This is a genomic window from Streptomyces luteolus (assembly GCF_029968015.1).
Classification (GTDB): Bacteria; Actinomycetota; Actinomycetes; order Streptomycetales; family Streptomycetaceae; genus Streptomyces; species Streptomyces luteolus.
Window position 1 is genome coordinate 116,358 of record NZ_JASCIS010000022.1, and the last position, 15,952, is coordinate 132,309.

Sequence of the window (15,952 nt, forward strand, 5' to 3'; positions counted from 1 at the left end):
GGAGTCGCAGAATGATCCTCAAAGAGGGCGGAGAGCGCGCTTTCTCACTCCTCGCTGCACGCATGGGGTTCCAACGGGGTGATGAATCCAGGCAGCCATATCAAGACGGTGAAACGCTCACGGTCAACTGGGTGGTGGACGGCGACCTGCGGGTGACCGTGACCAACGACCAAATCAGCGAATCCACTTACCTTCAGGTCTTTGGCGGAGATCGGGAGAGCGTGGCGGACACCGCTGCAGCACTCGCCGATCTGGGCACCTTCAGCTACGAAGAACTCCTGCACACATACCGCACCGCCGAGGACGCCGAGAATCGCGCATCGAGCCTCGTTCGACTGGGCCTGGGCGCACCGCCGGCCAGAGATGAAGAGTTCAGTTCAGCCATCGCGGAGGGGTTGCAGTCACCCCAGAAGGAACTGCGCAATGCAGGACTGTGGGCAGCTTCCTACTACGCCCTTCCTGAATTTGCCCCGCTGATCGAGAAAATCGCATCTGCCGAGGATGACGATGACATCAGGGAGACCGCCGAGCTGATGCTTTCGATCTATCGCGAGAGGGGGCAAAAATGACCCGCTACGCCAACATCCCCAAACCCATCCGCTCCGGAATAGTCCTGGTCGACCCCGAGCTCGGCACCCCCCAACGCGTCATCGTGCTCCAGTTCAACCCGGACACCCTGGAGCGGAGCCTCTCCCCGCAGACCGCCGGTAGCGGAGGGGACTCCGGTGGGGGCGGGGCCGGATCCGGGGACCGTAACGAAGCCCTGCGCCTCAAGGGCCCCGCCCAGGAGACCTGGAAGTTCACCGCCGAGATCGACGCCACCGACCAGTTCGAGATCGCCGCGCCCGAAGGGATCCATCCCCAACTGGCCGTGCTGGAAATGCTCGTGCAGCCGACCTCCGCCCAATTACGTGAAGCCAGCCGGCAGACGAAGAAGGGGACCATCGAGATCTCCCCGATAGAGATGCCGCTCACCCTCTTCACCTGGGGGAGCAAGCGCGTCATGCCCGTGCGGCTCACCGAACTGTCCATCAACGAGTCCGCGTTCGATGTCAATCTCAACCCCATCCGGGCCTCCCTCAGCATCGGGCTCAAGGTGCTGACCGTCAGCGATCTGCCCATGGGGCACCGGGGTGCCGAGCTGTACTACGCGCATCTCGCGCAGAAGGAGCGGCTCGCCGGAGCAGCACGAACGACAGGCCTGGGCTCTCTGGGGCTCAACTCCGGTCACATAGGCGCGGGAAGGGGCTGACGGAAACAGCATGAGCACCATGGACGGCATCGAGCCTTACGAGAGCGCACTGGACGCGATACCGGGGGCCCACCCGTACCCCCGCAGCAGCCGCTACCACGACGCCGAGATAGGCGTGCACCGGCTGCCCGACGGGACCGAAGTCCGGTACGCCAAGCGCCGGTTGCTGCCGCCCCTCGAAGAGGACGAGACGCAGACGCACACCGTCAGCACCGGTGAGCGGCCCGATCTGCTCGGGCAGCGGTACTTCGGCGACCCCGGACAGTGGTGGCAGATCGCCGACGCCAACCCGGTCATCGACCCACGGGAACTCACCGACGAGCCCGGCCACGAGGTCGACATCCCGCTCGCCGGCCACTTCCCCCGAGGGGACCGACGTGGCTGAACTCAACGTCGGGCGCGGCCCCGTTCACATCACCCTGCACATGGGGCCGCAGCTCGCCCGCCCCGTGCCCGCCGAGGTCGCGGAGGCACTCCTCTCCGCGCAGATCACCGCCACCGCAGGGGAACGGAGCGGCTTCCAGCTCGCCTTCGACCTCACCAAGAACGGGCTGATCAGCCGAACCCTCCTCCCCCAAGGCTTCTTCGACCCGAAGACGCGGCTCATCGTCACCGTCACCGTGCGCGGCACCCCCGAAGTCCTCTTCGACGGGCTGATCGTGCGCCAGGAGGTCGGCGCCAGCAACCAGCCGGGGCACTCCACCCTCACCGTCACGGGTGAGGACCTCTGCCTCGCCATGGATCTGCAGGAGCGGACCGACAAGTACCCGAACCTGCCGCCCTCGCAGCGTGTGCTCAGTATTCTGCGGCGCTATTCCGGGTACGGGATCCGGCCCGACGTCTACGCCGAAAAGGTCACGCAGCCGCCGCGCGAGAACCTGCGGGTGCATTACCAGACCAGCACCGATCTGCAGTACATCAACGAGCTGGCCAAGGCCAATGGCTATGTGTTCTATCTCGTACCCGGGCCCAACCCCGGGCAGTCTTCCGCCCGTTGGGGCCCCGAGGTGCGCGTCGGCATCCGCCAGCACGCGCTGAACGTCAACATGGACGCCAACTCGACGGTCGACCAGCTGACGTTCGCGTACGACGGGACCGCCCGCGAGGAGCCGCAGGCGCGCTGGCAGGATCCGGGCACCCGGCAGTCCACTCCGCTCCCCCAGCCGTCGATCAGCCCGCTGCGGCCGCCGCTCGGGAAGCGGCCGACTCCGGCGCTGAGGCAGCGCAGGCTGTCCGGGACCGCCAAGTACCAGCCCGAGCAGGCCGAGGCCGAGCTGCTCGCCCGGGCCGCCACCTCCGCCGATGTGATCTCGGGGTCCGGATCGCTCGATGTGAACCGGCACGGGTACCTGCTGCAGCCGCGTCAGCTCGTCGGTGTGCGCGGGTCGGGGCGAGCGTACGACGGGGACTACTTCGTGAAGTCCGTGACCCACGTCCTGCGTCCCGGGTCGTTCCAGCAGAACTTCACCCTCACCAGGGAGGGGTTGGAGGCGCGCAGCGCCTACGTCCGCCCGTAGACCAGTAACCAGACACACCAGGAGCACCCCAGGATGGCCGCACCCAGTAATCGTTACGTCGGCAAGTTCCGCGGCCGAGTCGTTGACAACAACGACCCGCTGCACATCGGGCGGGTCACCGTCGAAGTACCGGACGTGCTCGGGGACGAGCCGTCGACCTGGGCGCTGCCCTGTCTGCCGTTCACCGGACCGCAGGCCGGACAGTTCGTGGTGCCGACGCCGGGGACAGGTGTGTGGGTGGAGTTCGAGCAGGGCGATCCGAGCTTCCCCATCTGGACGGGGTGTTGGTACGGCGAACAGGACGAGCTGCCGCCGGACGCGCTGCGTCTGGTGCAGCCCGATTCGCAGGTGAAGCCCGTCGTCGTACAGACGCCGGGGGCCCACAAGATCGTGATGAGTGATCCGGCAGGGCCCGATCAGGGGATTCTGCTGCAGGCGCAGGGGGGCGCGTACATCCGGATCACCAAGGAGACCGTGGTGATCGCCAACGGGGCCGGGGCGAAGATCACCCTTGATGGCGACCAAGTCATCCTCAACGACGGCCAGTTCAACGTCGCTGCGAAGCGATAGAGACGGGGGACGAAGAGACGTGTCCGGGACATCCGGGAATCTGCTGGGCGCCGGTGCGCTGGTCAGCTGTCCGCACGGCGGCCGCGCCGCAGCCACAACGGGGGCCACGGGCGTGCACATCAACGGCGCGCCCGTCGCCACCGCCGCGCACCCCTTCACCGTGACCGGCTGCCCGCACACCGTCGACGGCGTGCCGACGCCGTGCGTGACGGTGCGGTGGGCCGCCGAGGCGTCGGGGGTGACGGTCGACGGCGCCCCGGTGCTGCTCGACACCTCGGCGGCGCAGTGCCTGACGGCGGCGTTCGTGCCGCAGGGGCCGCCCGTCGTCCACAGCGCGCAGCGAGAGGTGAGCATCCGATGAGCGCCCGAAGCCGAGCCCGTACCCGCATCCGCAGTGACTGGGCGTTTCCCTTCCGGATCGACCGGCGGGGACGCACCGCGCACGCGGACCACGACGAGCACGTCCGCGACCTGATCGAGCAGGTGCTGTTCACCAGCCCCGGCGAACGGGTCATGCGGCCCGACTTCGGGTGCGGGCTGCTCGATCTGGTCTTCGCACCCAACAGCCCCGAGTTGACCAGCACGTTGGAGCTGTCCGTGCAGGCGTCGCTGCAGCGCTGGCTGGGCGAGCTGATCGAGGTGGAGGCCTTGGACGTGTCCGGTGAGGAGAACGTCGTACGGGTGAGTCTGACGTATGCCGTACGGGCCACCGGGACCGTTCGGGACGAGGTATTCGAGGGGAGGGCCAGGGCGTGACCAGCGCTACCACCAACCGCGCCACCAGCAACCGCCGGGCGCGGATCCGGGCCGCTCAGCTGAACGGCGTCGACGCGGTCGAGGTGAGCGACGACGGGCTCGTCCTGACCGTCACGTTCCTCGGGAAGGCGCCGCACGGCCTGTGCGCCGAGAACGTGCGGATCGACGGCGGCCGCCGGATCACCGACATCGCGGCCGTGGACATCAGCGTGGAGCGGGAGGAGGACCCGGAGCTCGACGACCGGCTCTACGTCACCGTCGACAAGGCCGGGGACACCTCCCGGTACCGGCTGTCGATCGTGGAGACCGATCCGTACGGGCGGCCGGGTGACGTGCCGTTCCGGGGGTTCGATCAGCGGTACCACAGCGCGGAGTTCAGCTTCCTGCCGGACTGTCCGACGCCGTTCGACTGCAAGGGCCGGCCGGAGGGCGAGCAGGAGTTTCCCGCCGCGCCCGTCGTCGACTACACCGCGCGTGACTACGACACGATCCGCAAGCTGCTGCTCGACCGCCTCGCGCTGACCACGCCGGACTGGGTGGAGCGCAACCCGGCCGACCTGGGCATGACGCTGGTCGAGCTGCTCGCGTACACGGGTGACCAGATCAGCTACCAGCAGGACGCGGTGGCGACGGAGGCGTATCTGGACACGGCGCGGCGGCGCGTCTCGGTGCGGCGGCACGTACGCCTGATCGACTACGCGATGCACGACGGGCAGGCGGCGCGGGCGTACGTGTCCGTGGAGACGGTCGGCGAGCACACGCTGCTGCCGGGGACGTACCGCTTCGCCTCCGTGGACGTGCGCTCGCTCGACCCGCACGACCGGCCCGAGCCGGGCACCGTCATCGACGACGGCGAGCTCGTGGACCTGGACGAGCGGGGCTCGGTCGAGGTGTTCGAGCCGGTCGCGGTGGACGAGCCGCTGCGGCTGCGGGCGGCGCACAACGCGATCCGGCTGTGGACGTGGGGCGGCGACGTGTGCGCGCTGCCGAAGGGCGCGACGGCGGCGACGCTGCGGGACGCGTGGCAGGACCCGGAGACCTGTGCGGAGCGCCAACTCGATCTGTGTGCCGGGGACTTGCTGGTCCTGGAGGAGGTCAAGGGGGCGCGGACCGGCACTCCGGGTGACGCGGATCCGCGTCATCGGCAGGTCGTGCGGCTCACCTCGGTGACGCCCGGCCTTGACCGGGTCGGGGATCAGCCGGTCCTGGAGGTGACCTGGGCGGTCGAGGACGCGCTGCGCTTCCCGCTGCGGCTGACGACGCTCGGCGGGCGGGACTGCGAGCCGGTGGAGGACGTGACCCTCGCGCGGGGCAACGTCTGCCTGGTCGATCACGGCCGGACCCTCGACTGGTGCGGGGACGGGATCGCCCAGGCGCTGGCGGTGCCGCACGACCCGGCGGTGGCCGGTGACTGCGCGCCGCCCGCGTTCGGTTGCGTGGACCGCTATGCAGGCGACACGGCCAATGCGACCGGTCGGCTCATCAACTCCCTTACGGACAGGGCGGAATGCGGCACCGCGCTCGTCGCCGACGACGTGCGGGAGCTGTTCGCCGTCGTCGGCGACGCGGCGGTCACCCGGGCCGGGATCGGCCTGGAGCGGGCGGGCACGCGCGCGGAGCGGGTGGTGCCGGGCACGGCGTACGGGCAGGCCGCGGCGCTCAGGACGCTGCTCGCCCAGTCCGTGTACCCGGGGCTCGTGCCGCGCTTCCGGCCGCGGCTGCCCCGCTCCCCCGTCGCGCAGGTCGGCCCGTACCCGGACCCGGCGCTCGTCGCGGCGGGTCAGGCGGACCGGCTCGCGGCGATCCCGGAGCGGCTGCGCGGGCGCCTGGTGGAGCTGTGGCGCAGCGCGCGGGACCGCGACGGGCTCGGGGACGAGGAGATCGACGAACTGACCGTCGTCTTCGGTCTGAAGGTCGTCGAGCGGTACGAGCTGCGCCGCCATCCGGTGCGGGCGCTGCGTGAACTCCTGTACCGGCAGGACGAGTTGCTCGCGAAGAAGCGGCGCAGGCTTGAGGTCCTCACGGCGCGGGCCCGCGCGGGAACGGTGCTCGACGGGCACATCGCCTGGGAGGTCGCGCACAGTTGGGGTCCCGCGTACGCGGCGGGCCTGCACCCCGAGGAGCCGGTGCTGCGCGGTCCCGCGAGCGCCGCCCTCGACCAGGACCCGCGGCGCGCGCTGCCCGCCGTACGGCTGCGGGACGGTGCGCACCTGTGGGAGCCGCGCCGCGACCTGCTCGGCTCGGGGCCGCGCGACCGGCACTTCGTGGGCGAGCTGGAGGACGACGGCCGGCTCGCGCTGCGCTTCGGCGACGGGGTGCACGGCGCGCGGCCCACGCCGGGTGCGCGTCTGGAGCTGCGCTACCGGCTCGGCGGCGGTTCGGGCGGCAACGTCGGCGCGGAGGCCATCAACCATCTGGTGATCTGCCGTGACCCGGACGAGGAGGCCGCGGGCGCGTCCGTTCCGGTGGCCGGGGTGCGCAATCCGCTGCCCGCGAGGGGTGGCGTGGAGCCCGAACCCCTGGAGCAGGTACGGCAGTTGGCGCCGCTCGACCTGCGGCGCACCCGGCTCCGCGCGGTGACCGCCGAGGACTACGCGGCGCTCGCCGCGGGCGTGCCCGGGGTGCAGCGTGCGGCGGCCGAGATCCGCTGGACGGGCAGCGTGCAGGAGGCGCACGTCGCGATCGACGCGCACGGCACGGGCACGCCCGGCCCTGAGCTGCTCGACGCGGTGGCGCACTCCCTGGAGGCGTACCGGCGGATCGGGCACGACCTGGTGGTGGGCCCGGCGCGGACGGTGCCGCTGGACATCGCGCTCACGGTGTGCGCGCTGCCGGGGCATCAGCACGGGCAGATCCTCGCCGAGCTGTACCGCGTGCTCGGCACCGGAAGGCTGTCCGGCGGGCGGCTCGGCTTCTTCCACCCGGAATCGCTGACGTTCGGCGAGCCGGTGCGGCTGAGCCGTCTGGTGGCCGCCGCGGCGGCGGTGCCGGGCGTCGAGAGTGTGCGGGTGACCCGGCTGAAGCGGCTGTTCCACGAGGAGCGCGGAGAGAGGGAGGACGGCGTGCTGCGGCTCGGCCCGCTGGAGATCGCCCGTTGCGACAACGACCCGGACCGGCCGGAGAACGGCCTCCTTGAGATAGCCCTGGGGGGTGCCCGATGAGCGAGTCCTGCTCCTGCGGCGGCGCGTGCGGCGCCGGCGGCCACGACGAGCGGCGGGCCCCGGTCGCCCCGCACAATCCGCCCGGCCGTACGGCCCTGAACTACCGGGTGGGGACGTACGGTTCGTTCCTGGCCGCGCAGGTGGACCGGCTCGCCTCGCCCGCGTACCCGGCGCTCGCCGGGCTCACGGTCCGGACGCCGGACGCCCCGGCGATCGGCCTGCTCGACGCGGCGGCGGTCCTCGGTGACCTGCTGACGTTCCACTCGGAGCGGATCGCAGACGAGGCGTATCTGCGGACCGCGAACGAGCACCGCTCCCTGGTGCTGCTCGGGCGTCTGGTCGGGCACCGGCCGCGTCCCGGTGTGGCGGCCTCGACGCATCTCGCGTACCGCCTGGACCGGGATCCGCGTGCCGAGTCCCTTCAGGTGCTCGTACCGCGCGGGGCGCGCAGCCACAGCGTGCCCGCCTCGGCGGAGGAGGACGCGCAGACCTTCGAGACGACCGAGGACCTCACGGCCCGATGGGACTGGAACGAGCTGAAGGTGCGTCGCCGCCGGCCGACGCTGCTCACCCCGGACGACCTGGAGCGCCGTTCCGAGCTGTTCGTGGAAGGCACGTCGACCCACCTCCAGACCGGCGACCAGTTGCTCTTCGTCTTCGGTGAACAGGCGGGCGGCGTACGGAAGTTGCTGCCGGTGGCGCGGGTGCGCGCGGACCGGGACGACGACGTGACGGCGCTCGCCCTGCCCCGCTCGGCGCCGCCCACGCTCCAGGAGCTGATCGACGAGGCGCAGCGCTGGATCGCGGCGCCGGAGGGCCCCGGCGAGCCGGGCGCGGAGCCTCCCACACCGGAGGTGCCCAACCCGCGTCCGATCAGCCGGTACATCGAGGACTTCGATGAGCAGGTGCTCGCGCCGCTGCGGGAGACGCTGCCGTCGGCGGGCACCCCGGAGCGGTTCGCGGCACGGCTCGCGGGCCCGGTCGAGCGGCTCGGCGAGGCGCAGGTGCTGGCCGGGGCGTACGAGGATGTCGCCGCGTGGTTCGCGCGGTTGGAGGCGGTCCTCGCCGAACTCGCGGAGCGGGCACTTGAGTTGGCTCCCGCGCAGCCGGTGGAGCGGGAGGAGGCTCCGGGGCCGCTGCGCGCCGAGTCCGCGGAGGGCGATCCGCTGGCCGCGCTCGGGCGGCTGCTTCCCGCGCTCAGCGGCAAGGCGGCACCTCGCGTGCGGACGACGGGAGGCGGAGTACCGGGCGCCGATCCGGTACGGCTGCTCGCGGCCCTGCACCCCGAGCTGCGGGGCCCGTTGCGGCGCGCGTGGCGGGGCGTGAAGGCGCCGGGGGCGGGGGCGCAACTGCTGCGCTCCGTCCTGGCGATGCGGGCGCGGGCGACGCCGTTCGGTGCGACCGCGCCGCTGAAGCCCGTGCAGGACGACCGGGGCCGGGTGGTGCGCACCGCGGACTGGCCGCTCACCGGGGCCGTCCTGACGTCGATGCGGGTCGTCTTCGACACGTCGGGGAAGGTGCCGGAGAAGGCCGAGTTCCAGTATGTCGAGGGTTCGGGCACGGACCAGCGCTCGGAGAACCTGATCGGCGCGCAGCCGGTGGAGTTCCCGCTCGGTCCCGGCCGGGTGCGGCTGTCCGCGCGGGCCGGGCAGGACCGTGAGCTGAGCTGGCTGGGGCGGCGGCCGACCGACTCGCAGGAGCCCGGCGTCACGGCCCGGCTACTCGCGGGCCTGCCCGAGCGCGGCCTGTTCGTGTCCCGGCCCGACGACGACGGCCATGTGCAGGTGCTGCTGCACAACGGCAGTACGGAGCCGCAGACGCTCAGGCCCGGCGAGTCACGGCAGTTCACGCACGGCGAGTACGAGGTGGCGCTCTCGTACACGGTGGGCAGCGCGCCCGCGAACGTGGAGATCGTGATCGCGACGAAGCCGGAGCCGCTGAACCGGAACGTGCTCCAGCTGGACTCCGTGTACGACCGGATCACGGTGGGCAGTTGGGTGGCGATCGAGCGGCCGCGCAAGGGCAAGGACCCGAAGGAGGGCGGCATCCCGGGCGACCCGAAGCTGAGGTTCGTGACGACGCAGGTCAAGGAAGTGCGCACGGCCGCGTACACCAACTACGGGATCACCGGCCGGGGCACGGAACTGGTGCTCGCGGACCCGTGGCTGGACGAGTTCGACGTCCTGCTCTCGCACATCAGGGACACCACCGTGCACGCGGCGGGCGAGGTGCTGCGGATGGCGGACGAGCCGCTCGGCGAGGACGTGCACGGCAACGAGATCGAACTGTCCGAGCTGTACGAGGGCTTGCAGCCCGGGCGCACTCTGATCGTGTCCGGTGAGCGCAGCGACGTGCCCGGGGTGACGGGCGTGGAGGCCACCGAGGTGGTCGTGCTCGACAGGGCGGACGCGGTGGCCGACCAGGTGCCTCCCGGCGGCACGCCGCACACCCGGCTCACGCTCACCACGGACCTGGCGTACCGCTACCGCCGCGAGACGGTGAAGGTGCTCGGCAACGTGGTGGCCGCGACGCACGGCGAGGGCCGGGACGAGCCGATCGGCAGCGGCGACTCGGACCGTACGAACCAGACGTTCGCGCTCTGGCAGTCGCCACTGACCTGGCTGGCGGCCGACAACCCCCTCGGCGCGACCCCGGTGTTGGAGGTGCGGGTCGACGGGGTGCTCTGGCACGAGGTGGACAGCCTCGCCGGACGCGGGCCGCGCGAGCGGGTCTACATCACCGGGTCCACCTCGGACGGGCGTACGACGGTGACGTTCGGGGACGGGGTGCACGGGGCGCGGCTGCCCAGCGGTCACGAGAACGTGCGGGCCCGCTACCGCTTCGGCACCGGCCGCGCGGCGAACGTGCCGCCGGACCGGATCACCCAGGCCGTGACACGCCCGCTCGGCGTCACCGCGGTCACCAACCCGGTTCCCGCGACGGGCGGTTCGGACGCGGACGGGCCGGGCCTGACCCGGCGCACGGTGCCGCTCGCGGTGGCGGCGCTCGACCGGCTCGTCTCCCCCGTCGACTACGAGGACTTCGCGCGCTCCCGTGCGGGCATCGGCCGTGCCTCGGCGCGCGAGCTGTACGACGGCAGGCGGCGGCTGCTGCACGTCACGGTGGCGGGCACGGACGACGTGCCGATCTCGGACGATGCCGATGTGCTGCGGGCGCTCAGGTCCTCGCTCTCGGAGTACGGGGACCCGCGGCTCGCGGTGCGCGTGGACGTACGGGAGCTGGTGCTGCTGCTGCTCGCCGCGCGGGTGAAGGTGGCGCCGGACCACACCTGGTCGGTGGTGGAGCCCCGGCTGAGGCAGGCGCTGCTGCGCCGACTCGGCTTCGAGGGACGGGAGTTGGGCCGGTCGGCCGCGCTCTCGGAGGTGCTCGCGACGGCGCACTCGGTGCCGGGTGTGGACCATGTCGACGTCGACGTGTTCACGGGCGTGCCCGCGTCCGCGACACCCGCCGAGCTGCTTGACCTGGTCCGCGAGCCCGGCGAGCCGCGCGCGGCCGTGCCCGCGCGCACGGCGACGTACGACGAGCGGGTGCACACGGTGCGCGAGGAGGGCGGCGAGACGCTCTCGTCCGTTTGCGAGCGGTACGGGCTGCCGCTCGCCGAGCTGCTCCGCCTCAACCCCGACATCACCGACACGCGCCGCCTGGAGAAGGGCCGCTCGGTGTACGTGTTCCGGGGTATCCGGCCTGCCCAGCTGGCGCTGCTCTCGCCGCTGGCGGCGGACACGTTGATTCTTACGGAGGTCAAGTAATGGCCCTGGATGGTCGGTTCGAGTGGGAGGTCATGTGATGTCCAGGGAACCGGACGGCCTCGCGGAGCTGCTTCCGCAGTGGCACCGGCTGCGGGACTCCACCGAGGGTGAGCCGCTGCGGGCGCTGCTCGCGGTCCTTGCGGAGCAGCTGGACCGGGTGCGGGACGGCGTGGAGCAGGGCTACGAGGACCTGTTCGTGGAGACGGCGGCGCCATGGGTGCTGCCGTACATCGGCGATCTCGTCGGGCATCGTTCCCTTCCCGGGTACGAGCGGGTCCTCACGACGGGCCTTCGGGGTTCGAGCCCGGCGGCTCTCGCGCGGGCGCTTGCGCCGCGCGCGGATGTGGCGGCGACGGTGGCGCACCGGCGGCGCAAGGGCACCCTGCACCTTCTGGAGGAGATCTCCGAGCAGGTCGCGGCGTGGCCGGCGCGTGCGGTGGATCTGTCCCGGCTCGTGGCCCACCAGCAGCCGGTGAAGCTGCTTGCCGACGGGGCGCCGCACCGGGCCGAGCGCGGCCGTCTCGTCGACCTGCGGGAAGGCGCCGAACTCGACCTGGCGGGCGGCCCGTTCGGGTCGACGGCCCGTACGGTCGACGTGCGCAGCGCCAACTCGACGCGGAGGCAGGGGAGTTCGAGCCCCGCCGGGGTGGCCCTGTTCGTGTGGCGGCTGAAGGCGTACGCGCTGACGTCGTCGCCCGCGTACTGCATCGACCGGGCCCGCAACCTGTACACGTTCTCGATCCTCGGCAACGACAGCCCGCTGGTGACCAAGCCGGTGCCGGAGCCGTCGCCCACCCACATCGCGACGGTCGACAACGTCCCGGCGTTCATCCACCGCCGCCAGCTGCACGACCGGCTCGCCGACTACTACGGGCCGGGCAAGAGCTTCGTGATCCGGCGCGACGGCGAGGACCGGCCGGTGCCGATGTCGGACATCGTGGTCGCGGACCTGTCGGACTGGCGCTACCGGCCGAAGCGCGGGCAGGTGGCGGTCGACCCGGAGCTCGGCCGGATCGCGTTCGGCTCGCGCTCCGCGCCCCGGCAGGGCGTGTGGGTGGACTACCACTACGCGTACGGCGCGGACATGGGCGGCGGCGAGTACGAGCGCACGCGGCCCGGACGGCCGGACGCGGAGTTCTACCGGGTGGGCCCCGACCAGCCGTACCAGCGCATCATGGACGCCTACCGGGCCTGGCAGCACGACCGCAGGGCCGGGCGGTGCGGTCCCGAGGGGATCGTGGAGATCACGCACAGCGGCGCCTACCAGGAGCAGCTGGACTTCGACCTCGATCCGGGCGACCGGTTCGAGCTGCGGGCCGCCGAGGGTACGCGGCCGGTGATCCGGTTGCTCGACTGGTACAGCAACCGGCCGGACGCGCTGAACATCCGGGGCCTGTCGGAGGACTGCGCCCCCGGCGAGCGGCCTCGGGTCACGCTCGACGGGCTGCTTGTCGCGGGGCGCGGGATCAACGTCACCGGGCCGGTGGGCGCGGTCGTCGTACGGCACTCGACTCTCGTACCGGGGTGGTCACTTGAGCCGGAGTGCGATCCGCACTCACCGGAGGAGCCGAGCATCGTCCTGGAGCGGACCACGGCCTGTCTGCAGGTCGAGGACAGCATCCTCGGCACGATCGAGGTGATCGGCGACGAGGTGTCCGAGGACCCCCTCGACATCCACATCCGGGACAGCGTCCTCGACGCGACGGGCAGCGACCGCGAGGCCCTGTCGGCGCCGGACTGCCGCCATGCGCACGCCGTGCTCCATCTGCATCGCTCGACGGTGATCGGCGAGGTGCACACACACGCGGTGGAGATCGCGGAGAACGCGGTGTTCACGGGGCGGGTGCACGTGGCCCGGCGCGGCATCGGCTGCGTCCGCTACTCGTACGTGCCGCCGGGCTCGCGCACCCCGCGCCGGCACCGCTGCCAGCCCGACCTGGCGGGCCCTTCCCCGGAGGAGGCGGCGCGGGTGCGCCCGCTGTTCGTCTCGGAGCGCTACGGGACGCCCTGGTACGGGCAGTTGGCGGACCGCTGCGCGCCCGAGATCCGGCGGGGCGCGGACGACGGGGCCGAAATGGGCGCGTTCCACGAGCTGTACCGCCCGCAACGGGAGGACAGCCTGCGCGCCCGGCTCGCCGAGTACGTGCCCGCGGGGGCGGACGCCGGGATCTTCTTCGTGACGTGAACCACGGGACCACGGGACATGAACCAACGGGACATGAACCACGGGACATGAACCAAGGACATGAACCACGGCCGCTCGACCACCGCGGGCTGCCCGCCCACCACCGACTCGCTGAACCGCACATTCCTGAACCAGGGGGACCCCCTTCATGCACGCTGACCTCTCCCGCTCCACGTTCCGGCCCGGCCGGCACTACTCCGCGGTCCTCGCCCAGCAGGGCCGCGTGCAGCTGGACGCCGACGCCAACGAGCAGGCCGCGATCCAGCTCCACCAGGCGCGCACGCTCGCCGCCGACCTGATCGGCCGGCACGGCGGGCCGCGCGAGAACGCGGGCTTCCACATCCACTTCCCGGGCGGCAACCGGGAGATCGACGACCTGGAGATCCACGGCGGCCGCTACTACGTCGACGGCATCCTCTGCGACGCCGACCGGCCCACGGACGGTGACGCGGTCCCGGACGAGGGGGACTCGTCCGACGCGGACGGCCAGGAGGGCGAGGAGGGCGAGGCCGGGCCGACGGTCTGGCACTACTGGGACCAGCCCGACGCGTACCGCGACCCGGAGCGGCCGGGCGACCGGCTGCCCACCACGTACCCGTACGTGATGTATCTGAAGGTGTGGGAGCGGTCCGTGACGGCCGTGGAGGACCCGGCGCTGCGGGAGGTGGCGCTCGGCGCGGCGCTGGTGGACACGGCGGCGCGCGCCAAGGTGGTGTGGCAGGCGCTGCCGCTGCCCGCTTCGGCGCTCGACCTGGACGACCCGGAGGGCGCCGACCCGGCCGAGGTGCGCTCCGCGTTCGGCAAGTGGGCCAGGGAGCAGGCGTCGACGGCCCGGTTCGCGGCCCGTGCGCAGCGGCCCGAGCACGCCGACGAGGACCCGTGCCTGGTGAAGCCGGACGCCCGCTACCGGGGCCCGGAGAACCAGCTGTACCGCGTGGAGATCCACGAGGGCGGCGCGGCGGGCGAGGCCACCTTCAAGTGGTCGCGGGAGAACGGCTCGGTGGTGTTCCCGGTGGAGGAACTCGACGGCACCTGGGTCGAGTTGGCCTCGCTCGGGCAGGACGACAAGCTGGATCTGGACGTGGGTGACCTGGTGGAGTTCGGGGACACCGCGTACGTGTCACGCCTGGAGCCGCTGCCGCTGCTTCGGGTGGAGGAGCTGGACCTGCCGGGGCGCCGGGTGCGGCTTTCGGGCGAGCCGGACGCGCGGGTGGGGCGCCGCCCGGAGCTGCACCCGTTCCTGCGCCGCTGGGACCACCGCGGGGGCGTGCGCCGCAAGGGCCGTACGGCGGCGTTGCGCGGCGGTGCCGTCAAGGTCGAGGAGGGCACGTGGCTGCCCCTTGAGGACGGCGTCGAGGTGTACTTCGAGAAGGGCGGCCGGTACCGCACCGGCGACTACTGGGCGGTCGCGGCGCGCACGGCGACCGGGGACGTGGAGTGGCCGGTGAACGCCGCCCGCAAGCCGCTGTTCGCCCGGCCCGCGGGCATCGTGCGGCACTACGCGCCGCTCGCGCTGGTCAAGGGCGAGCAGGAGCCGGTGGACCTGCGGCTCGCGTTCAGCGCGCTCGCCACCCGCAGCATCCCGCACGCGAGCGACGCGGAGCTCGCGGCGGAGGCGCGGGCACGGGACGAGGAGTACGCCGCGGAGAACGCGGCACCGTCCGGCATGAGCAGGTCGGAGACGACGGCCGCCGCGGAGGCTGCGGTCGACGAAGGGGGGCTGTGATGGCGAAACCGCTGTCCGCGGGGAAGATGGTGGAGATCCTGCGTGCCGAGGGCCTCACGGTCCACGAGGTGCGCAACTGGCGCCGCCACAACCGCAACCACAAGGGCCCCTGGGGTCCGGTGAACGGTGTGATGATCCATCACACGGCGTCCTCCGGCACCGAGGGCTCGGTGAACCTCTGCTACGAGGGCCGGGCGGGCCTGCCCGGCCCGCTGTGCCACGGCGTGATCGACAAGAAGGGCCATGTGCACCTGGTCGGCAACGGCCGCGCCAATCACGCGGGGCTCGGCGACCGGGACGTCCTGAACGCGGTCGTCGACGAGCGGCGGCTGCCCGCCGACAACGAGGCCGACATCGACGGCAACCGGCACTTCTACGGCTTCGAGTGCGTGAACCTCGGCAACGGCAAGGACGAGTGGCCGGCCGCGCAGAAGGAGGCCATCGAGCGGGTGTCGGCTGCGATCTGCCGGGCGCACGGCTGGAACGAGCGCTCGGTGATCGGCCACAAGGAGTGGCAGCCCGGCAAGATCGACCCGCGCGGCTTCACCATGGACAGCATGCGGGGGCGCATCGCGGAGCGGCTGCGCGGCGGCGGGGACGGCGACGCCCCGGACCCGAAGCCGGACCCGAAGCCGAAGCCCCGGCCGAAGCCCGAACAGCCCGCGGGCTACGCGGCGTTCCCCGGCAGCGGCTTCTTCCACGTGGGCCAGGTGCACCCGGTCATCGAGGCCATGGGCAAGCGCCTGGTGGAGGAGGGCTGCAGCCGGTACGAGGTGGGCCCGAGCCCGGAATGGACGGACGCGGACCGCAGGTCGTACCAGGCGTGGCAGCAGCATCTGCGCTTCAAGGGGAAGGACGCGGACGGCATCCCGGGCAAGGTCAGCTGGGATCTGCTGCGGGTGCCCAAGGTCTGAGATTCAGCCCCTCCGGCGTTTGAGATGGGGGTCCCCCCTGCTCGAGCGAAGCCGAGAGCTTGGGGGAGGGGGTCCGGGGGCTGGCCCCCGAGTCGGCACCT

Annotated in this window: 12 protein-coding genes; all 12 read left to right on the plus strand. The window is 72.2% G+C overall.

The window, feature by feature from the left end; translation table 11 throughout:
• The first annotated feature begins 11 nt into the window (after positions 1-11).
• The 12 genes from QIT00_RS22210 to QIT00_RS22265 all read left to right on the plus strand — a co-directional run bounded on the left by QIT00_RS22210 (position 12) and on the right by QIT00_RS22265 (position 15,851).
• Positions 12-569, plus strand: a complete 558-nt coding sequence (locus tag QIT00_RS22210; protein ID WP_282537092.1) for a hypothetical protein — start codon at positions 12-14, stop codon at positions 567-569.
• Positions 566-1,252 (plus strand): hypothetical protein, encoded by a 687-nt coding sequence (locus QIT00_RS22215; protein ID WP_282537093.1) that lies wholly within the window; start codon positions 566-568, stop codon positions 1,250-1,252. The genes QIT00_RS22210 and QIT00_RS22215 overlap by 4 nt, the downstream gene beginning before the upstream one ends.
• Positions 1,253-1,271: 19 nt before the next feature.
• Positions 1,272-1,637 carry a hypothetical protein gene (locus tag QIT00_RS22220; RefSeq protein ID WP_282537113.1) on the plus strand — a complete coding sequence of 122 codons (366 nt, stop codon included), beginning with the start codon at positions 1,272-1,274 and terminating at the stop codon, positions 1,635-1,637.
• A 40-nt stretch (positions 1,638-1,677) separates the two neighbouring features.
• The gene (locus QIT00_RS22225; protein WP_408909826.1) at positions 1,678-2,769 is read left to right on the plus strand and encodes a hypothetical protein; all 1,092 of its coding nucleotides are present in this window, start codon (positions 1,678-1,680) and stop codon (positions 2,767-2,769) included.
• 33 nt (positions 2,770-2,802) lie between these two features.
• The gene (locus QIT00_RS22230) at positions 2,803-3,339 is read left to right on the plus strand and encodes a phage baseplate assembly protein V (RefSeq protein WP_282537095.1); all 537 of its coding nucleotides are present in this window, start codon (positions 2,803-2,805) and stop codon (positions 3,337-3,339) included.
• A gap of 19 nt (positions 3,340-3,358) precedes the next feature.
• On the plus strand, positions 3,359-3,700 hold the full coding sequence (locus tag QIT00_RS22235; RefSeq protein ID WP_282537096.1) for a hypothetical protein: 342 nt from the start codon (positions 3,359-3,361) through the stop codon (positions 3,698-3,700).
• Entirely contained in the window at positions 3,697-4,095 is a 399-nt protein-coding gene (locus QIT00_RS22240) for a GPW/gp25 family protein (RefSeq protein ID WP_282537097.1), read from the plus strand. Before QIT00_RS22235 ends, QIT00_RS22240 begins: the two co-directional genes overlap by 4 nt.
• Positions 4,092-7,256 (plus strand): putative baseplate assembly protein, encoded by a 3,165-nt coding sequence (locus tag QIT00_RS22245; RefSeq protein WP_282537098.1) that lies wholly within the window; start codon positions 4,092-4,094, stop codon positions 7,254-7,256. The genes QIT00_RS22240 and QIT00_RS22245 overlap by 4 nt, the downstream gene beginning before the upstream one ends.
• On the plus strand, positions 7,253-11,026 hold the full coding sequence (locus tag QIT00_RS22250) for a putative baseplate assembly protein (RefSeq protein WP_282537099.1): 3,774 nt from the start codon (positions 7,253-7,255) through the stop codon (positions 11,024-11,026). The genes QIT00_RS22245 and QIT00_RS22250 overlap by 4 nt, the downstream gene beginning before the upstream one ends.
• Before the next feature lie 37 nt (positions 11,027-11,063).
• The gene (locus QIT00_RS22255) at positions 11,064-13,211 is read left to right on the plus strand and encodes a hypothetical protein (RefSeq protein ID WP_282537100.1); all 2,148 of its coding nucleotides are present in this window, start codon (positions 11,064-11,066) and stop codon (positions 13,209-13,211) included.
• A gap of 148 nt (positions 13,212-13,359) precedes the next feature.
• A complete protein-coding gene (locus QIT00_RS22260; RefSeq protein ID WP_282537101.1) occupies positions 13,360-14,937 on the plus strand; it encodes a DUF6519 domain-containing protein in 1,578 nt (525 codons plus the stop codon).
• Positions 14,937-15,851, plus strand: coding sequence for a peptidoglycan-binding protein (locus QIT00_RS22265; protein WP_282537102.1), 915 nt, complete (start codon positions 14,937-14,939; stop codon positions 15,849-15,851). The genes QIT00_RS22260 and QIT00_RS22265 overlap by 1 nt, the downstream gene beginning before the upstream one ends.
• Positions 15,852-15,952: the final 101 nt, after the last annotated feature.